19 protein-coding genes are annotated in these 18452 nt (G+C 60.6%); 7 read left to right on the forward strand and 12 right to left on the reverse strand.

The annotated features are described in order from the left end of the window. Window positions 1-78 precede the first annotated feature (78 nt). Window positions 79-693 carry a TetR/AcrR family transcriptional regulator gene (locus tag BG841_RS01535; RefSeq protein ID WP_070056047.1) on the reverse strand — a complete coding sequence of 205 codons (615 nt, stop codon included), beginning with the start codon at window positions 691-693 and terminating at the stop codon, window positions 79-81. A gap of 257 nt (window positions 694-950) precedes the next feature. Between BG841_RS01535 and BG841_RS01540 the strand changes: the two genes are divergently transcribed. The 5 genes from BG841_RS01540 to BG841_RS01560 all read left to right on the forward strand — a co-directional run bounded on the left by BG841_RS01540 (window position 951) and on the right by BG841_RS01560 (window position 5426). Beyond that, window positions 951-2255: an NCS2 family permease gene (locus BG841_RS01540; RefSeq protein ID WP_070056048.1), complete on the forward strand. Its 1305-nt coding sequence runs from the start codon at window positions 951-953 to the stop codon at window positions 2253-2255. Beyond that, window positions 2252-2794, forward strand: a complete 543-nt coding sequence (locus BG841_RS01545) for an adenine phosphoribosyltransferase (RefSeq protein ID WP_070056049.1) — start codon at window positions 2252-2254, stop codon at window positions 2792-2794. Before BG841_RS01540 ends, BG841_RS01545 begins: the two co-directional genes overlap by 4 nt. Before the next feature lie 36 nt (window positions 2795-2830). Next, the gene (locus BG841_RS01550) at window positions 2831-3493 is read left to right on the forward strand and encodes a fumarylacetoacetate hydrolase family protein (protein ID WP_070056050.1); all 663 of its coding nucleotides are present in this window, start codon (window positions 2831-2833) and stop codon (window positions 3491-3493) included. 9 nt (window positions 3494-3502) lie between these two features. Beyond that, the gene (locus BG841_RS01555) at window positions 3503-4807 is read left to right on the forward strand and encodes an ABC1 kinase family protein (protein WP_070056051.1); all 1305 of its coding nucleotides are present in this window, start codon (window positions 3503-3505) and stop codon (window positions 4805-4807) included. 187 nt (window positions 4808-4994) lie between these two features. After that, entirely contained in the window at window positions 4995-5426 is a 432-nt protein-coding gene (locus BG841_RS01560; RefSeq protein WP_070056052.1) for a MaoC family dehydratase, read from the forward strand. Window positions 5427-5456: 30 nt separating this feature from the next. On the opposite strand, the gene BG841_RS01565 is transcribed toward BG841_RS01560, so the two are convergent. Both BG841_RS01565 and BG841_RS01570 read right to left on the reverse strand, forming a co-directional pair. After that, window positions 5457-6134 carry an SIR2 family NAD-dependent protein deacylase gene (locus BG841_RS01565; protein ID WP_070056053.1) on the reverse strand — a complete coding sequence of 226 codons (678 nt, stop codon included), beginning with the start codon at window positions 6132-6134 and terminating at the stop codon, window positions 5457-5459. Then, entirely contained in the window at window positions 6134-7525 is a 1392-nt protein-coding gene (locus BG841_RS01570; protein ID WP_070056054.1) for an FAD-binding oxidoreductase, read from the reverse strand. The genes BG841_RS01565 and BG841_RS01570 overlap by 1 nt, the downstream gene beginning before the upstream one ends. 203 nt (window positions 7526-7728) lie before the next feature. Here BG841_RS01570 and serA point away from each other — a divergent pair, with 203 nt between their 5' ends. Further along, the gene (gene serA / locus BG841_RS01575) at window positions 7729-8958 is read left to right on the forward strand and encodes a phosphoglycerate dehydrogenase (RefSeq protein WP_070056055.1); all 1230 of its coding nucleotides are present in this window, start codon (window positions 7729-7731) and stop codon (window positions 8956-8958) included. Window positions 8959-9053: 95 nt separating this feature from the next. On the opposite strand, the gene BG841_RS01580 is transcribed toward serA, so the two are convergent. The 6 genes from BG841_RS01580 to BG841_RS01605 form a co-directional block, all read right to left on the reverse strand. Next, a complete protein-coding gene (locus tag BG841_RS01580; protein WP_070056056.1) occupies window positions 9054-9710 on the reverse strand; it encodes an OmpA family protein in 657 nt (218 codons plus the stop codon). A gap of 37 nt (window positions 9711-9747) precedes the next feature. Further along, a complete protein-coding gene (locus BG841_RS01585; protein WP_070056057.1) occupies window positions 9748-10767 on the reverse strand; it encodes an alpha/beta hydrolase in 1020 nt (339 codons plus the stop codon). An 81-nt stretch (window positions 10768-10848) separates the two neighbouring features. Further along, the gene (locus tag BG841_RS01590) at window positions 10849-11124 is read right to left on the reverse strand and encodes a GIY-YIG nuclease family protein (RefSeq protein ID WP_070056058.1); all 276 of its coding nucleotides are present in this window, start codon (window positions 11122-11124) and stop codon (window positions 10849-10851) included. Further along, window positions 11121-12026 (reverse strand): DMT family transporter, encoded by a 906-nt coding sequence (locus tag BG841_RS01595; protein WP_070058635.1) that lies wholly within the window; start codon window positions 12024-12026, stop codon window positions 11121-11123. The genes BG841_RS01590 and BG841_RS01595 overlap by 4 nt, the downstream gene beginning before the upstream one ends. Window positions 12027-12060: 34 nt before the next feature. Further along, on the reverse strand, window positions 12061-13341 hold the full coding sequence (locus BG841_RS01600) for a TRAP transporter large permease (protein WP_070058636.1): 1281 nt from the start codon (window positions 13339-13341) through the stop codon (window positions 12061-12063). A gap of 43 nt (window positions 13342-13384) precedes the next feature. Next, window positions 13385-14047: a TRAP transporter small permease gene (locus tag BG841_RS01605; protein ID WP_070056059.1), complete on the reverse strand. Its 663-nt coding sequence runs from the start codon at window positions 14045-14047 to the stop codon at window positions 13385-13387. A 145-nt stretch (window positions 14048-14192) separates the two neighbouring features. Between BG841_RS01605 and dctP the strand changes: the two genes are divergently transcribed. Further along, the gene (dctP, locus tag BG841_RS01610; protein WP_070056060.1) at window positions 14193-15311 is read left to right on the forward strand and encodes a TRAP transporter substrate-binding protein DctP; all 1119 of its coding nucleotides are present in this window, start codon (window positions 14193-14195) and stop codon (window positions 15309-15311) included. A gap of 44 nt (window positions 15312-15355) precedes the next feature. Here dctP and BG841_RS01615 read toward each other — a convergent pair whose 3' ends face one another. From BG841_RS01615 to BG841_RS01625, 3 genes are all read right to left on the reverse strand, one after another. Next, complete coding sequence (locus BG841_RS01615) at window positions 15356-16195, reverse strand: mechanosensitive ion channel family protein (RefSeq protein ID WP_070056061.1); 840 nt, start codon at window positions 16193-16195, stop codon at window positions 15356-15358. A gap of 73 nt (window positions 16196-16268) precedes the next feature. Then, window positions 16269-17510, reverse strand: a complete 1242-nt coding sequence (locus BG841_RS01620; protein ID WP_141737045.1) for a hypothetical protein — start codon at window positions 17508-17510, stop codon at window positions 16269-16271. A gap of 72 nt (window positions 17511-17582) precedes the next feature. Continuing rightward, window positions 17583-18422 (reverse strand): 23S rRNA (adenine(2030)-N(6))-methyltransferase RlmJ, encoded by an 840-nt coding sequence (locus BG841_RS01625; protein ID WP_070056062.1) that lies wholly within the window; start codon window positions 18420-18422, stop codon window positions 17583-17585. Between the last annotated feature and the right edge of the window lie 30 nt (window positions 18423-18452).

Below are 18452 nucleotides of genomic sequence, written 5' to 3' on the forward strand. Positions count from 1 at the left end.
AGGCCATCCAAGCCGCTCGGGCACCGGTTATCCAGGCGCATAGCATACCCCGGAACAGACCGGCACCGCCGCACAATTTCAGACCGGGGGCGCCACCAGCGCCAGCACCTGGTCCGTTAACCCGTCGAGCGTGACCGCGCCTTCAGGACGATACCAGGTAACCGTCCAGCTCAAGGCGCCGGTTAACAGCCGGCGCGCCAGGCGCGGCTCGACGCGGATCACGCCGGCCACGTGCAGCGCGCGCAAGGTGGTCAGCCACAGCTGCTCATAACCGTCCTGCAGCACCAGCACCTCGGCCCGGGCCGCCGCAGACAGGCTACGCCACTCAAACACCAGCACCGCCATGGCTTCGCCGGACTGGCCATTGATAAACTCCAGCTCCGCCTTGACCAGCGCCCGCAAACGCGCCCGGTCACTGCCGGCTGCGTCCACCGCGGCCTGCAGTAACGCGGTATTGCGACGGATGGTTTCGACCATAACCGCCTTCAGGATGTCCTCCTTGGTGCGGAAATGATGAAACACGCTGCCGGAGTGCAAGCCCACCGAGGTGGCCAGATCACGCACCGTGGTGCGCTCATAGCCCTTCTGCCGGAACAACCGCGCTGCTTCGCGCAGCAGCCGTCCCCGCGCCCCGGCCGGGTCTGAGACAAGCTTATCGGCGATCAATGCGGCAACAATGGCATCCTGGTTCACGGGGTATCCTGACGAGTGAGTGCATCAACAGTCATTCTATCCGGAATCTGGCGGCCCACAAGCGGGTGCGCTGCGGCGTCCCGGCCTGCGTATCTGTGCACAGCGGGCACCACCTTTGGTGGTGAGGCGCACGGTTTGTAGAACGGGTCACTTGGCGCGGCTGCGTCCAGCCGGTAACATTACGCCTTCTTCACAAAACCCATCGGCCGATCTGCGCCCTCGTATCCCCTATTTTCGACAAGGTTCTGACTGATTCCATGCTCGAACGACTGTTTCAACTCAAAGCACACGGCACCAATGTCCGCAAAGAAGTGGTTGCCGGTTTTACCACCTTCCTCACCATGGCGTACGTCATTGTGGTCAACCCGAGCATCCTGTCCGGCACCGGCATGGATTTCGGTGCCATATTTGTGGCCACCTGCCTGGCTGCCACCATTGGCACACTGATCATGGGGCTGTGGGCCAACTACCCCATTGCCCTCGCCCCCGGCATGGGTCTGAATGCGTTTTTCTCGTTCACCGTGGTCGGGAGCATGGGGTACAGCTGGCAAATCGCCCTGGGGGCGGTGTTCATTTCCGGGTTCCTGTTCTTTATTTTGAGTCTGTTCCGCGTCCGGGAGTGGATCATCAACAGCATCCCCCTGTCGCTGCGGTTCGGCATCTCCGCCGGGATCGGTTTTTTCCTGGCGCTGATTGCCTTTAAAAACGCCGGCGTCGTGATTGATAACCCCGCCACCCTGGTGGGTCTGGGTGACATCAAATCCGCCGAGTCCCTGCTGTTCTTCGGCGGCTTCCTGCTGACCTGCGCGCTGGCTTACCGGGGGGTCACCGGCGCCGTCATGATCGGCATCATTGCGGTTACCCTGGTCGCCATGGTGCTGGGCCTGGTGCAATACAAGGGGTTTGTGTCGGCGCCCCCCAGCCTGGCCCCGACTTTTATGCAGCTGGATCTGGCCGGGGCGCTGAATGTGACCATGATCAGTGTGGTGTTTGCCTTTCTGTTCGTCGACCTGTTCGACACCTCGGGCACCCTGATCGGCGCGGCCCAACGCGGCGGGCTGCTGGACAAGGATGGCCGCCTGCCGCGGCTGGGCCGGGCGCTGATGAGTGATTCGGTGGCGACCATGTCCGGCGCAGCGCTGGGCACCTCCACCACCACCAGCTACATCGAATCCACTGCCGGCATTGCCGCCGGCGGCCGCACCGGGCTCACCGCGGTGGTGGTGGCACTGCTGTTTCTGGCCTGCCTGCTGCTCTCGCCCATCGCCAGCATTATTCCTCCCTATGCCACGGCTCCGGCCCTGCTGTATGTCGCCGTGCTGATGACCAGCGGCCTGAAGCTGATTGACTGGGAAGACGTGACCGAAGCCGCACCGGCGGTGGTCACCGCACTGATGATGCCGCTGACGTTTTCGATTGCCAACGGGATCGCGCTGGGCTTTATCACCTATGCACTGTTGAAAATGCTCAGCGGTCGCTGGAATCAACTCAGTGTCAGTGTGGCAATTATTGCGCTGGTGTTTATTCTTAAATTTACCTTTCTATACGTGCCCGGGTTATGAGCTATTTTTCCGAAAGCATCAAACAAGCCATCCGCACTGTGCCTGACTGGCCCAAGCCGGGCGTGGCGTTTCGCGACATCACCACGGTCCTGCAAGACCGCACCGCGTTCCGCAAACTGATTGACGCCTTTGTCCACCGCTATCACGGGCAGCAGATCGACGCGGTGGCGGCGGTCGACGCCCGGGGGTTTATCATCGGTTCTGCACTGGCGTACGAACTCAACGCCAGTCTGGTGCTGGTGCGCAAAAAGGGCAAACTGCCGTTTGATACGCTGGTGGAAGACTATCAGCTGGAATACGGCACGGCGTCGGTGGAACTGCACAAAGACGCTTTCCGTCCCGGCGACAAGGTGGTGCTGGTGGACGACCTGATTGCCACAGGGGGGACCATGCTGGCCGCTGCCCGGTTGATTCGGCGCATCGGGGCCGATATTGTGGAGGTGGCCGCAATGATCGACCTGCCGGATCTGGGCGGCTCCGCCAAACTGCGTGCCGAAGGTTTGGCCGTTTACACTGTGTGTGCGTTTGAGGACGAATAATCGCCGTATCAAAACCAGCGCTACAGGAGCGATCGAATGCCAGACTATGCGCATCATTGGAAGGATGGAACCCCGGTGCATTTGCCACTGGGCAAGATCGTCTGCGTGGGCCGCAACTACGCCGAACACGCCCGCGAACTGAACAACCCGGTGCCGGATACCCCGCTGTTATTCATCAAACCCGCGTCGGCGGCGGTGCACCTCACCCGCCCGTTGCTGCTGCCCGAAGGCCGCGGCCCGGTGCATTTTGAAGCCGAACTGGCGGTCCTGATCAGCCGTCCGCTCACCAACGCCACTGCCAGCGAGGCGGCCCAGGCGATTCTGGGATACGGGCTGGCGCTGGATCTGACCCTGCGCGACCTGCAGAGCGAACTCAAAGAAAAGGGGCACCCCTGGGAACGGGCCAAAGCGTTTGACGGAGCCTGCCCCTTGTCCCCGTTTATTGCCGCTGACCGGCTGCCTCACACCCCCATCACCTTCACCCTGGATATCGATGGCAAACGTCAGCAGACCGGCAACACGGACGATATGCTGACCCCGGTGATGCCGTTGATCGCCCACATCAGCACCCAGTTTTCGTTGCAGCCCGGCGACGTGGTGCTCACCGGCACACCCGCGGGGGTTGGTCCGCTTGCCCGGGGGCAAACGCTGTCCCTGGAACTGGAAGACCAGCTGTTTGTGGAAACCACGGTGGCCTAGGCCAGTCTTATGCCAAAGAAACCGGTGACCTCCCGCCGCGGGCGCTTTCTCAAGCTGGCGGGCATGACCGCATCCGTCGCCGGTCAGTACGCCGGCCAGCGCGCCCGCCGCCTGCTGGGTCAGCCGGACAGCGACCAGCAGCGCCGGGACCATTACACCAAAATGGCGGAGCAGATTACCGATACGTTGGGCGAGCTCAAAGGCGCGGTCATGAAAGTGGGTCAGATTGCCTCCCAGACCCAGGACTTTTTGCCACCCGAGTTTTCGGAGGCGCTGCAAAAGCTGCAAAAAGAAGCGCCCCCCATGCCCTTTGAGGTGATTCTCGCGCAAATCGAAGCCGAGCTGGGCCAACCGGTGGGCGAGTTGTTCGAGTACCTGCAGGAAGCCCCCTACGCCGCCGCCTCCATTGGCCAGGTGCACCGGGCCCGCCTGCACGATGGCACCGACGTGATCGTCAAGGTGCAATACCCCGGGGTGGACGAGTCCTGCGACTCGGATCTGCAGCAACTGCGGCTGGCGCTCAAGCTGGGCGGTCTGCTGAAAATGCCCAGGGACAGCGTTGACCAGCTGTTTGCAGAAATCCGCGTGCGCCTCAAGGAGGAGCTGGATTACGAGAACGAGGCCCGCAATCTGGAACTGTTCCGCGAATTTCACCGCAACGACAGCTGGGTGGTGATCCCCGCAGTGATCGCCAGCCACTCCACCCGCCGGGTGCTCACCCTGGTACTGGAAGAAGGCGACCACGTCAATGCAGTCACCCCCGCGCGCTACGGCCAGGAAACCATCAACACCATCGGCCACCGCATCTTCACCACCATGGCGGATCAGCTGTTCCGGTTTCAGTGCATCCACGGCGACCCCCACGCCGGCAACTTCGCCTATCGGCCGGATGGGACCATCGTCATGTACGATTTCGGCTGTGTAAAAAAGCTCAGACCGGAAATTGTGGCGGCCTATCGCAATGCCCTGATTGCGGCTCTGGAAGAAGACTACCAGGCATTGGACCGTCACCTGATCGATCTGGGGGCCCGGATTGAAGGCCAGCCCGCCGTTGATGAAGCCTATTACGCCATGTGGCGGGACATTCTGATCCAGCCGTTCGAATCGGCCACCCCCTACCGGTTCGCAGACTCCACCCTCCACAAGGCGGTGGCCGCCAAAACCAGCACCGTATTTCAGCACCTCGAGTCGTTCCAGCCGCCGGTGGAAAGTATCTTCATCGATCGCATGATCGCCGGCCACTACTGGATGCTGAAACGCCTGGGGGTGGAAGCCAACTTTCGCGACGCGCTGGCCGCCTACTTACACCCCTGAGCGCTGCCGCGGCGGCGGATGCACGGCAGGAGACGACACCGGCCCGGCGGCCCGGCCGGAGCACTTAATGGGGAATGCGGGGTCAGCCGTGTCACCGCAACCATGTGCTCTCCCCATATGAGCGCTTGGTTTGCAGGGTCAATACCACTATATTATCCGCTTGTTTCTGACTTCTGGAGATGCAGTTATGGAAGATTTGCACGGCTATTACCTGGAGGACCTGAGCGTCGGCATGACCGCCAGCCTCGCCAAGACGGTCACCGAGGCCGATATTGTCAAGTTTGCCGAGGTGTCAGGCGACACCAACCCGGTCCATCTGGACGCCGAATACGCCGCCGGCACCATGTTCAAACAGCGCATTGCCCACGGCATGCTGAGCGCGGCGCTGATTTCGGCGGTACTGGGGACCCGCCTGCCCGGCCCCGGGGCCATCTATCTGGACCAGCACCTCAGCTTCCGGGCACCGGTGTTTATCGGTGATACGGTGGACGCCAGCGTCACCGTTACCGAAATCGACGACAAGCGCCGCCGCGTCACCCTCGAGACCATTTGCAGCGTTGACGGCAAGGTGGTGGCCAAAGGCGTGGCCACCAACATGGTGGACCGCCGCCCGGCCTGACCCCGCGCCGGTGGGCGTGTCCGGATGGGTTCAGAGGTACTCGTTCACCCATTCGGCCACCCCTTCGCTGGCCGTTTTACGGATCACCCGGGCCCTGGACACCGAGGCTGGCTCGCCGGGATCAACCACGGTGACCGGCACCCCGTCCCCCACCAGATGCACCAGCCCGGCCGCCGGATACACCTGCAATGAGGTTCCCACGATCAGCAGGTGATCGGCGGACGCCACCACCTCGGCGGCCACCTCTATCATCGGCACGTCTTCCCCGAACCAGACAATATGCGGTCGCAAGGCGGTGCCCTGCTCGCAGGTGTCGTCCGGCTGGATGTCTTCAAAACCAATGTCGTAAACCAGATCCGGGTAGCCGGTACTGCGGGCTTTGGTCAGCTCGCCATGCAGGTGCAGCACCCGCGTGGAGCCGGCACGCTCGTGCAGATCGTCCACATTCTGGGTGACGATGCTGACCCGGTAACGGTCCTCCAGTTCAGCCAGCAGACGGTGGGCAGCGTTGGGCCGGGCCGTTGCCAGCTGGCGCCGCCGGGCGTTATAAAACCTCAGCACCAGCTCTTTGTCGCGGGCGAAGGCTTCCGGCGTAGCCACCTCGTAAACGCTGTGCTCCTCCCACAGTCCGCCGTTGTCGCGAAACGTCGACAGGCCGCTCTCGGCACTGACGCCGGCCCCGGTAAGGACAACAATATGCTCTTTCATCAGTCGAATATCTTGCCGGGGTTGATGATGCCGTTGGGGTCGAACACCTGCTTGATGCCGCGCAGGTAGGCAATCTCTGCCGGACTGCGGGTGTATTGCAGGTAATCTTTTTTGGTCATGCCCACACCGTGTTCCGCCGACACGCTGCCGTTATAGCGCGCCACGATTTCGAACACCCACGTGTTGACCTGCTGGCACTTCTCGAAGAAGTCCTCGTTGGCCATGTCCTCGGGTTTGAGGATATTCAGATGCAGGTTGCCATCACCGATGTGGCCGAACCAGATGATCTCAAAGTCCGGATACTGCTCCGCCACCAGAGCGTCGATTTCCCGCAAAAACGCCGGCACCTTGGACACCACCACCGAAATATCGTTCTTGTAGGGGGTCCGCGGGGCGATGGATTCGGAGATGCGTTCACGCAACTGCCACAGGTTGTAGGCCTGGGTTTCACTCTGGCTGATCACCCCGTCCAGCACCCAGCCGTTGTCCACACACCGCTCAAACGTTGCCATGGCGCTGTCCATCACCTCGTCGGACACGGCTTCAAATTCCAGCAGGGCGTAATAAGGCGCTTCGGTTGCAAACGGCTCCTGCACCTGGCCGTGGTCGAGTACGTACTGCATGGCCGCATGGGAGAAAAACTCATAGGCGGTCAGATCCAGCTGCTGCTGGAAACTCTGCAACACGTCCATGGTGTTGGTCAGGTCATTGAGGCCCAGCACCAGCACGGTCAGATTGTCGGGTTTGCGGGTCAGCCTCATGGTGGCTTCGGTAATAAAGCCCAGGGTTCCCTCGGCACCGATAAACAAATGCCGCAGATCGTAGCCGGTGTTGTTTTTGGCCAGATCCTTGTTCAGCTCCAGGATGTCGCCGTTACCGGTCACCACTTTCAGCCCCGCCACCCAGTCACGGCTCATGCCATAGCGGATCACCTTGATACCGCCGGCGTTGGTGGACAGGTTGCCACCCAGCTGACTGGACCCGGCTGAGGCAAAATCGACCGGGTAATACAGGCCGTTGTCGTCGGCGAAGGTCTGCAGCTGCTCGGTTACCACCCCCGCCTGACAGCGGACCAGACGGTCGCTGGCATTGAAATCGAGGATCTGGTTCATGTAATCGAACGCCACCACCACCTCGCCGTTGGCCGCCACAGCGCCGGCGCTCAGCCCGGTGCGCCCGCCGGAAGGTACCAGCGCCACCTGATGCTCATTGGCAAATCTGACCAGCGCCTGGACCTGCTCCGTGGTTTTTGGAAAGACGATGGCCAGGGGCCTGGGCGCATAGATTTTGGTCCAGTCCTTGCCGTAGGTATCCAGATCAGACGGGTCGGTCAGTACCTTGCCCTCGTCTACCAGGGTTTTCAGTGTGGCTATGATCTGTTCATCATTCATGAATTTTCAGGTCTCATCGTAATTGTGGGGCTCAATCAGGCCAAACAGTTGATTCAGGTGATATGACACACTGCGAAAGTTTCGGATTATGGTATCATATCGCTCCTGTTCTGCGAGCCTGCCCGCCCTGTCGGCTGGCGCAGCTGCCTTGCAGGGGTCTCCTCACAGTCATACGACGCGACGAAAGGTCTGGAAGCAAGCCCATGTCAAATACGTCTCTCGAAAAGAGCAAAATCCGCATTCTGCTGCTTGAGGGTGTGCATCAATCCGCAATTGATACCCTGAATGCCGCTGGTTACACCAACATCGAGTACCTCACCCATTCATTGGCTGAAGACGAGCTGATCGAGAAGATCTCCGACGCTCACTTCGTGGGAATCCGCTCGAGAACCCAGCTGACCGAGGAAATCTTTGCCGCGGCCAGGAAGCTGGTGGCGGTCGGCTGCTTCTGTATCGGGACCAACCAGGTAGACCTCCAGGCCGCTACCCGCCGCGGCATCGCGGTATTCAATGCGCCTTTCTCCAACACCCGCAGCGTTGCCGAGCTGGTGCTGGCGCAGGCCATTTTGCTGCTGCGCGGCGTCCCCGAGAAAAGCGCCCGGGCGCACCGGGGTGACTGGTACAAGTCCGCCAAGGACAGTTACGAAATTCGCGGCAAAAAGCTGGGCATCATTGGCTACGGCAACATCGGTACCCAATTCAGCGTGCTGGCCGAATCCCTGGGCATGGACGTGTACTTCTACGACGTGGTTTCCAAACTGAGCATCGGAAACGCCACTCAGGTGGGCACCTTGCAGGAGCTGCTGAACATTGCCGATGTGGTCAGTCTGCACGTGCCGGAAACGCCGGCCACCAAGGACATGATGGGTGCCGAGCAGTTTGCCCAGATGAAGCCGGGCAGCATTCTGATCAACGCTTCCCGCGGTACCGTGGTGGATATCGATGCCCTCGCGGACACGCTCCGCAGCGGTAAGCTGCTGGGTGCCGCCATTGACGTATTCCCGGTGGAGCCCAAATCCAACGACGAAGAGTTCGTCTCGCCCCTGCGTGAATTCGACAACGTCATCCTCACGCCCCACGTGGGCGGGTCCACCATCGAGGCGCAGGAAAACATCGGCCGTGAAGTGGCCGAAAAACTGGCCATGTACAGTGACAACGGCACCTCCGTGTCGTCGGTCAATTTCCCGGAAGTGGCGCTGCCGTCTCACCCGAACCAGCATCGTCTGCTGCACATCCACGAAAACGTGCCCGGGGTGCTGTCAGAGATCAACCAGGTGTTTTCAGACAGTGGCATCAACATTTGCGGTCAGTACCTGCAAACCAAGGAAGACATCGGTTATGTGGTGATTGACGTCGACAAGGAATACGGCGAGCTGGCGCTGGCCAAACTCAAATCGGTCAAAGGGACTATCCGCTGCCGCGTACTGTTCTGAGCCCTGTCCCCGGCTGGGTATGACCCGCTGTTATCAGCGGACAAAAAAAGACCTCCGCGGAGGTCTTTTTTTATGCCTGGCTGAAAGCCCCGCCCTTACCGGGTTGGGATCAGGCTCAGCTCAACCCGACGGTTCTGCTCCCGACCAGCCGCGCTGTCGTTGGAGGCAATCGGATAGCGTGGCCCGTAACCCACTGCCCGGGTACGCTGCGGAGCAACGCCCTGATTGAGCAGGAAATCCCGTACGGAACCGGCACGACGCTCGCTCAGCAGCTGATTGTAGCTCTGGGCGCCCGTGCTGTCGGTGTGACCTTCAATCTGGATGGTGGTCTTATCGAATTTGGCCAACACCAGCGCGACCGACTCCAACACCCCGGTAAACGAGGGCCGGATAGACGACTGGTTAACATCGAAGGTGATGTTGCCGGGCATGACCAGATCGATCTGGTCGCCGTTACGCACCACCCGCACCCCGGTGCCCTCCAGCTTATGGCGCAACTCGGCTTCCTGGCGATCCATGTAATAACCTATGCCGCCACCGACGGCCGCGCCGCCGGCGGCACCGATCAGTGCACCCTTGCCACGATCGCTTCTGCTGGAGGTTGCGGCACCCACGGCGGCACCGCCGATTGCCCCAATGATGCTGCCTTTGGTGGCGTGGGAGGTTTTCTGCTCGCCGCTGTATGGGTCGTAGGTCATGCACCCACTCAACGCTGTAGCCGCTACCGCAAAAGCCAGAACTGTCTTTTTCACTGCATACCCCTAATACATGTTGAAGTGCGTGACCCCTTCAGCTGCGCCTTTCGGGCGCCGCATCGTGATCACGGTCAAATGTGTCCGTGATGGTGCTGAACACCACCCGTTGCAAGCCCGGGGCTTCGTTCACCAGATGGTGACGCCCGTCGGGCAGTTTCAACTCATCCACAGCCGAAAATTTATTGCGGATAATCCGCAGGTTGTGTTGCCAGTCCACGGTGAGATCTTTTTCCCCCTGAACCACGGTGACCGGAAAACTCACCGGCCGGGCGCCTTCAATATGCGGCACCCATTGCCGCAATGCTGAGACCCAGTCCACATGAATCGCCCGCGCCTGCAGCGGGTCCCGTTCTTTCAGAAACCGCAAAAAACGCATGTTGCCACTGTTCTGGGAAAAAAGACGCCGCCAGCGTTTGATAAACAACCGCAGCATGCTGTGCAGCATCCGTGCGCCGACCCAGCCCGCGGGCCGGATCAGGGGTGCCAGCAGCACCACTTTGCGGAACGCAGAACTGTCCGTATCGTGGTGATTCGAGAGCAGATAGTCCATCAATATGGCGCCACCGGTACTCTGCCCGACCGCGTACCAGGGCTGGCGTATGCCCTGGGCCACCTGGGCCATCACATCCGCCAATACCGTCTGGTACTCGATGAAACTGCTGATCGCCGCCGGGGTGCCACTGGACAGGCCATGCCCGGGCTGGTCGTAGGCGAGTACGTCGTACCCCGCCCCCAGACACCAGTCAATCAACTGGCTGTACAGACCTACGTGATCAAAATAACCGTGCAGGATGAAGACGGTACCCTTGGGCTTCTGGTGCGCAGGCAAGCGATAATAATGCACAACAATCCGGTGTCCACTGGCATCGACATACCCCTGGTGGTAAGCCACCTCGGGGTGCTCTACCCACAAATCCAGCCCGTAGTAACGACAATATTCCTCCGACTCGGCCTCCAGTCCGGGCTGACCCTGCGGATCAAACGCACTGATCCGGGCCAGCAGTGACTCACGGTCCCACTGGGGAATGTCTATGGTATCGGTTTTCCAGTACACGTAGAGTTACACGCCTGTCATGGTGATTAACAACGAACCAGCAGATTAGCATACCAGCGCGACCGGAGGACCCCCGGCGTGTCAGTCGGTGGAGGGCAAGGGCTGCTCGCCGCGGATCAGCGCTTCCTTGCGTGCCCGGGGCCACTGTTTGATGCGCCATTCGACTTGCGCGGCCACCCGCCGGTTGGCAACCCGGGTATAATACTCCAGGGTCAAGGGGCCTTTGCCACGCAAGCTGCGCGCGCCTTTGGGCGCGCCCGCCTGATGTTCGGCAAAACGCCGCGCCACATCGGTGGTAATACCCGTGTACAAGGTACCCCGGGCGGTTCTCACCAGATACAAATGCCAGTCGCTCACAGCACCCCCGCCTTCTGTCGCACCCGCCGCTGCCGCAACTGCTGCAACCACAGACCGGCGATGATCAACCCCAGCCCCACATAGGTTGACTGCCGGATCACTTCGCCAAGAATTACCGCGATCAACACCAGCGACAAAAAAGGCGATATAAAAATCAGATTGCTCACTCGGGCGGTATGCTCGGCCCGTTTCAAGGCGTGCGACCAGAGCACGAAGGCCACCCCCATTTCAAACACACCCACATAGACCGCACTGGCCACACCCACCGATGCCGCAAAGGCGAATCCGTCGGTCAGCGCGACCGCCGTGGCGATGACCGGCAGGCCGCACAGGAAATTCAGAAACAGGCCAACCACCGGATCGCGGCGGTCACGGGTGGCCAGAATCCAGTAGGATGCCCACACCAGCGTACTACCCAGCGCCAGCGCCACCCCCACGGGGTCCGAAAAACGTAATCCCAGCACATCACCGCGGGTGGCGATCACCACCACGCCGCTGTAACACACCAGACCCGCGGCTATGTCCAGCGTCCGCAGCCGCTGCCCCAGGAAGGGCACCGACAAGTAGGCCAGCACCAGCGCCCACGTGTAGTTGAGCGGCTGGGCCTCCTGGGCCGGCAACCGGTCGAAGGCACCAAACAACAGAAAATAATACAGACAGGGATTGATCAGCCCCATGGCCACCGACTGCAGGTACTGCCGGCGACTCAATGAGGTCACCAGATGCCAGCGGCGCTGCACGACCAGAATAGCCGCCAGCACCAGCACCGAGGCGCTGCAAGCGATGAACAGCATCTGCACCGGCGACAGCTGGCGCAGCGCCAGCTTGAACGCCGTCGCCACGGTCGACCAGAGCAACACGGCCCCCAAACCGAACAGCATGGCCTGTTGTTGATTTTTCATGGCACCGCTTTCCACCAATAATCCGCCGTTGTTACTAATCCATCAGCCCCGGCAGGAACAGCGCGATCTGTGGAAACACAATGAGCAACACCGTCGACAGCAACAGCAACAAGATGAACGGTGGGGTGCCAGCGATCACATCCAGATACGGTCGTCGGAATATCGCCACCGCGGTAAAGATATCACACCCGAAAGGTGGTGTGGCTGACCCTATGGCCGCCTGCAGGGTGACCAGGGTGCCCACCAGCACCGGATCAATCCCCGCGACCGTTACCACCGGCGCAAAAATGGGCGTCAGAATCAAAATAACCACAATCGGGTCGACAAACATGCAGCCGATAAAGTACGCCACCGCGATGAGCCCCAGCACCATGTAAGGGTTGCCCGCTGCATTTTCAATCACCCCGCCCAGCATCAGTTCGGGCAGACGCGCAAAGGAGATTACCCAGGAAAACGCGGTACCGGCAGCGACCAGGATGAATACCACCGCGGTAATCAGGCCCGTGGACAAGGCTATGGCGGGCAGGTCGCCGAGGCGCACCTGGCGGAAAATGAACATTTCCAGCACCAGCGCGTAGGCCACCGACACAGACGCGGCTTCGGTCGGGCTGAACAGCCCTGAATAGATGCCGCCAATGATGATCACCGGGAACCCCATGGGCAACATCGCCCGCTTCAGCGCCGTCAGGCGCTCTTCCCGGGACGCTTTCGCCCTGCGAGGAATTTTCAGCTTGATGGATTTGAAATAACAGTACACCGAGAACAGCAGCAGGATCATCAAACCCGGCCCGATGCCGGCGATAAACAAATCGCCCACCGAGGTGCCCGACACCACGCCGTAAATGATCATGCCGATGGAGGGCGGTATCAGCAAGGCAATATCACTGGCGTTGATGATGAGCGCCATGGTGAACTTGTCGGAATAGCCCGCTTCGATCAGTTTGGGGCGCAACGGCTGCCCCATGGCCACCACCGTGGCCTGGGTCGACCCGGACACCGCCCCGAAGAGGGTGCAGGAGACGGCGGTGGTCATGGGCAGGCCACCCCGCAGGTGACCGACGAACTTGGACACCAGGTCCAGCAGACGGTCGGCGGTGTGGCCCTTGATCATGATGTCCGCCGCCAGAATGAACATGGGCACCGCCACCAACACACTCTGGGAGATGCCGCCGATCATCTGCTGGATCATCACCGGGCCGTCCATAAACGGAAACTGGGTGAACAACAACAACATGGCCCCCACCAGCAGCGGAACCATCATCGGGAACCCCATCAGCAACAGAATGATCATCAACACCGCTGTCACTATGGCCATATCCGGCGTACTCAGCCCGCCCAGGCCCAGCAAATCGACCAATTTATCCACCGTGACGCTCCTTGTCGCTGCCCGATCCGGCTGTTTCCGGGTGAGTGGCTTCGTGAAGATCGACCTCGGGGGTCATCTCTTCCAGTCCTTCTTCGTATTCATCCGCGTGGTGCCAGGACAGCCAGGCGCCGGGGCTGATCACGTTGCGCACCCCGGCGAGCAGGAACTGGGCCGAACCCACCGCCAGACCGATCGGGGCGATCATATAAATGGTCCACAGCGGCAGCCCCAACGACGGCATGCGGCGACCGGTTTCCTGCAGCTTCATCACGTACTCCCAGGCGTATACGGTCAACAATGCCAACAAGGCACAGGAGGCGAAGCTGACGATCATCAACAGGATTTTCTGGCCCACGGGCGGCAATAAATCATGCAGCGCCGACACCCGGATATGGCGGGCATTGCGGACCCCGTGTCCGACACCGACAAACGTCACCACCACTACCAGCAGCTGGGCCACCTCATCGGCGAACGACAGGCTGGCCCCCAAATTACGCGCAAATACATTGACCACACTGACCGCGGCCATCGCCAGGATACCAACGATCAAGATCGCCTTTTCGACGAAATTCAGCACTAAATCCAACCATCGGAAGGGTTTATTGACGAGGCTACCGACCCCCTTGATCGAGGGTTTAGCGGTCGGCTGGGTCATGATCAGAGCTCCGTTTCCAATTACCGTTAACACAGTATAGGGGCTAAAAGGTGGCAAACATCAACAAATGTGTCTATCTAATAGTGTGTTACCTAAAACACATTAAGCGCTGGTACACGAAGGTGCCACACAAGGAGTTCACACAATGGCAACACTCACCCGGTTGCTGGGCAGTCTCATTATTGCGTTATCGCTGGCTCTGGCCGGCTGTTCGGACAGCAGCGACGAAGCCGGCTCCAGCATGTCTGAGCAAAGTGCCACCACCGGCACAACCGCTGAATCGGCATCCGATGCCGCGCCACCGGCCAACGCCGATCCGGTCACCTGGCGTTTCGCTCTGGAAGAGATTGAAGGCAGTGTTCAGGATGCTTACGCCCAGGAATTCAAGACTCAGATTGAAGCCATGTCGGATGGTCAGATATCCATCGAAATCTACCCTTACGGGGCGCTGGGCACCTCGTCACAATTAACCGAACTGGTTCAGGACGGGTCCATCCAGCTGGCGTTTGCGTCCCCGGGGCATCTGGCCTCGGTGATCCCGGAAGTGGGGGTATTTACCCTGCACTTTGTGCTCTCCGATGACAACGACATCAACAAACAGGTGCTGTCCAGCGACGAGGTTCATCAGCTGTTTGAAGAACCTTATGCGTCCCAGAACATGGTGTTGCTGGGCATAGTTCCGGAAGGCTGGATGGTGTGGACCGGCGACAAGCCGCTGCGCTCCCTGGCGGATTTTGAGGAATTCAAGATCCGCACCATGACCTCACCGATTCTGACGGAATCCTACAAAGCCTACGGGGCCAACCCGTCACCTCTGCCGTACTCCGAGGTCTACAGCGGCCTGCAGCTGAAACAGATCGACGGCCAGGTCAACCCGATATTCGCCATTGAGGAAATGAGTTTCTACGAAGTGCAGGAGGCCATGACGCTTGCCAATCACGCCCAGTTCATCGCCACGGTGATTGCCAACAAGGAGTGGTATGAAGCCTTGCCTGAAGACCAGCGTGGCTGGCTCGATGATACCCGCGCCCAGCTGGTGGACTATATTTACCAGAAGCAAGCCGAGTTCAACCAGGAACGCCTGGAGAAAATCAAGAACAGCAGCGACATCGAAGTGGTCACCCTGACCGATGAAGAACGTGCTGCCTTCCGTGAAGCCAGCATGGGGGTACGGGATATCTACCTGGAGGCCGCCGGCGAACGGGGCAAGGAGATTCTGGACACGATCACCGGGATGGTACAAGAAGCCGAGTCCGCCAACTGAGCAGCGGTTTCAGCGCGGTCTGGTGACCGGGAAGGCACGGGCATTCAGCCCGTGCCTTTTTCCGTATTACTGGCACTGCGGCCCCATTCCGCCGCCGGGGGCACCGCCACAAAGCGCACCCCTTCGTCCACCAGAGCCTCGGTCCCCCGCGCCGTCAGTTCACTGCGAAAGGCGAACTGGTCATGGGGGTCCACCGGGTAGGCTTTCAGGTTATAACGCATGCCGTAGGGCTCATTAACCACTGTCACCACCACCGGCAGCCAGGTTTTTACCAGCGGACTGGTGAACGCCACATCCCGCAACACCGCCATAATGCTGCTGACGTCGTGACCGGGCTGGAGATGGAATTCGGTCACACACATCAGGCAATTGGTGCCGTCGTTGCCATTGGCAATGAGCGAGTCCCAGAGTTTGCCATGGGGAACCACAATCACCGTATCGTCCGGGGTCACCAGTTTGGCGGCGCGTGTTCCTATGCTGCGCACTTCGCCGTAGCGGCCGTCGATCTCGATCCAGTCCCCCGGCCGATAGGGCATTTCATACAGGGTTACAATTCCGGCGATCAGGCTGTTGGCGTAATCCTTAAATGCAAAACCCAACGCGAGCGCGAGCGCTCCGAACACCGCAAACATGTTCTCGAAGGTGGGTTTCACCAGAATGGGTACGATCAGAATGACCACCGTAATGATGACCATCAAGCGCAGCAGCGGCACCGATGCGAGGATGTAGAACCGGGTTTTGCCGCCGATTCGCGCCGCCAGCTTTGCCAGCAGACTTTGCGCCAGCATCACAAACAGTGAGGCCACCACCACCAGCAGTATAGCGTGCAACACCGCTTCGGATGACAGCGACGCCAAGGCGTCTTTCAATCCCAGATTGCCCATGGTGCCTCCTGGTGTTCCCACCGGTTAATGGGTAAGTCCATGGTCTGTCCCAAGCCATGCACCCGTCGGGCCATCAGAACCGGTCCAGCGGGTAGCCGTCGCTTTGCAAACGCCGGCGCACCGCCGGGTATCCCAGCACGGTCACCCGCCAGCCGCCGCCTTCCTGCACCACCAGCTCGGCCCGCCGGAGGGCGGCCAGACTGACGCTCACCTCCTGGTCGTTCAAGCCGGTCGTCAGCGCCAGCCGCTCCTCGCTTAACCCGGAGTGCAGCAACATGGCGTGCAGGAGGTGCGTCAGTTTCCGGGAGGAGTTGCCGGGCATCCCCGGCAGGGTGATACGATCCAGCGGTAACACCCAGCAATCACAGGGTTTCGAGGTCTCGGGCGTCTCGGCCGGGTCGGGGGCGGGGTCATCTTCGTCGTCCTCGTCACCCTCGGGCTCAGTCTGTAATGCCTGACGCCAGATGGCCAGGGCAACCCCGGAATTGCCCCGCGCCTTAGCGGCCAGATCCTGTAAAAAGGTGCTGCGTTTGTCCGCATCGTCACAGGCACCGTCGGGCAACAGCGCCCATCGATCGTTGTTGGCCATACGCACCCGCAACGCGCGCCCGTGCGGGTTCCGCGCCAAGGCGGTAAACCAGTCAGCAAGCCCTGCGCCATCCAGAGGGGCCAGCGTGTATGGGTAAATCGGCACCTCGGGCATGTAATGAGCCCAGAACTCCCAGCACCAGCTACTGCAACCGACAACACCCTGGCCCTGCTCGTCGCGGGCGACCCGGATGAGAAACTCGCGTATCAACGCCAGCCCCGAGCGGTGGCGCAACCAGAATTGGGCAAGATCCGGTACCAGCCAGGGGCTTTCTGTGCTCCGCTCACGCCACCAGCTGGCGGCGTCCTGCGGGCTCATGAACAAATCTTCGGGAGGTTCGATGATGCGCCAGCCACGGATCTTTGCCAGCAGTTCCAGCGGCGTACCCAATCCCGCAAAAGGCGGCGCGACGATGACCTTGATCGCCCCATCGTCCTCAAGCTCATCCAGTGCTGCACCAAGTTCCCGACCGCGCTGCGTCCAATCCGGCAGAGGGGCGTAACGGGCCCGCTGACGCTCCGACAGTGAGGCGGTATCTTTAGGTTTTTCCAGCGGTTGTTCATCCGGCCGGAACCCCTTTTGCAGGAATCGCCAGCCGTTACGGGCGGCTTCTTTCAGGGTCCGCTGGACCGATCCGGCCGGCGGCTTCCACTCGCCACAGGGGATCAGTCCACCCGGCAGTGCCACCGCACCCTCTGACTCTTTACCCTTGCTCGGCTCCGCCAACGGCCAGCCCCCCAATTATTCGCCACCACGGCTGCACTAATCATAGCTCAGCCGCGTCGGGGGTGTGACCCGTTATTCGGGGATCAACCAGTCGCCGCTGGTGCGAGCATCGAGACAATCCGGAGCCACCACTTCGGCCAGCATGTGCTCGAACCGCTCGGCAAAGCCCCACGGCGGATTCACCACCAGCACGCCGGACCCCTGCATGCCACGCTCCGGCGCCTGCTGCAGCCGCAGTTCATGGCGCAGCACTTTGCGCACCGGACTGGCCCGCAGTCCGTCGAACAGGGCCTCGTGCTGAGCGGCGGGCAAGATGGGGTACCAGATCAGAAACGTGCCATGACGGCATTTGCGCCAGGCGTTTACCAGAGTTTGCGCAACTTGCTGATACTCGGACTTTACTTCATAGGATGGGTCGATCAGCGCCAGCAAGCGCGGCGCCTTCGGCGGCAAGGCTTTCAGCAGCCCTTTCAGACCGTCTTCACAACGGACAGTCACGCCCTGACGACGGCCCCACTGCGCCAGCAGATTGCCTTCCGAGGGGTGCAACTCGTAAGCGGTAACCGAATCCTGAGGACGGGCCAGTTCGGCCAGCCAGGCGGGCGACCCGGGATAACGGGCCAGCAATTGGCGACCAGTATTCTTGCGCTCAAGGTAACCCAGCATGGCCGACCAGTCGGCGGAGCTGAGTTGGTTGCGCTTGGCCCAGATCCGCTGGATACCGCCATCGGCCTCCGCGGTTTTACGCGCCCGCTCAGAGGCCAGGTCGTATATCGCACTGCCTGCATGGGTGTCAAAGCAGGCAATGGCGCTGTTTTTAGCGTGCAGCATCTGCAGGATTAAGGTTAACGCGGCGTGTTTTTGCACATCGGCAAAATTACCGGCATGAAAGGCGTGTAGATAACTGAGCATATCAATCTCTGCGCAGAATGGATCAGGGGT

It is taken from the genome of Marinobacter sp. X15-166B (assembly GCF_001752365.1).
Classification (GTDB): Bacteria; Pseudomonadota; Gammaproteobacteria; order Pseudomonadales; family Oleiphilaceae; genus Marinobacter.

Coding starts and splice junctions, on each gene's coding strand:
- BG841_RS01600 (WP_070058636.1), bottom strand. CDS start 13,341: ATGGCCATAGTGACAGCGGTGTTGATGATCATTCTGTTGCTGATGGGG.
- BG841_RS01540 (WP_070056048.1), top strand. CDS start 951: ATGCTCGAACGACTGTTTCAACTCAAAGCACACGGCACCAATGTCCGC.
- BG841_RS01565 (WP_070056053.1), bottom strand. CDS start 6,134: ATGAAAGAGCATATTGTTGTCCTTACCGGGGCCGGCGTCAGTGCCGAG.
- BG841_RS01555 (WP_070056051.1), top strand. CDS start 3,503: ATGCCAAAGAAACCGGTGACCTCCCGCCGCGGGCGCTTTCTCAAGCTG.
- BG841_RS01545 (WP_070056049.1), top strand. CDS start 2,252: ATGAGCTATTTTTCCGAAAGCATCAAACAAGCCATCCGCACTGTGCCT.
- BG841_RS01570 (WP_070056054.1), bottom strand. CDS start 7,525: ATGAATGATGAACAGATCATAGCCACACTGAAAACCCTGGTAGACGAG.
- BG841_RS01605 (WP_070056059.1), bottom strand. CDS start 14,047: ATGACCCAGCCGACCGCTAAACCCTCGATCAAGGGGGTCGGTAGCCTC.
- BG841_RS01550 (WP_070056050.1), top strand. CDS start 2,831: ATGCCAGACTATGCGCATCATTGGAAGGATGGAACCCCGGTGCATTTG.
- BG841_RS01595 (WP_070058635.1), bottom strand. CDS start 12,026: ATGAAAAATCAACAACAGGCCATGCTGTTCGGTTTGGGGGCCGTGTTG.
- BG841_RS01625 (WP_070056062.1), bottom strand. CDS start 18,422: ATGCTCAGTTATCTACACGCCTTTCATGCCGGTAATTTTGCCGATGTG.
- dctP (WP_070056060.1), top strand. CDS start 14,193: ATGGCAACACTCACCCGGTTGCTGGGCAGTCTCATTATTGCGTTATCG.
- serA (WP_070056055.1), top strand. CDS start 7,729: ATGTCAAATACGTCTCTCGAAAAGAGCAAAATCCGCATTCTGCTGCTT.
- BG841_RS01560 (WP_070056052.1), top strand. CDS start 4,995: ATGGAAGATTTGCACGGCTATTACCTGGAGGACCTGAGCGTCGGCATG.
- BG841_RS01615 (WP_070056061.1), bottom strand. CDS start 16,195: ATGGGCAATCTGGGATTGAAAGACGCCTTGGCGTCGCTGTCATCCGAA.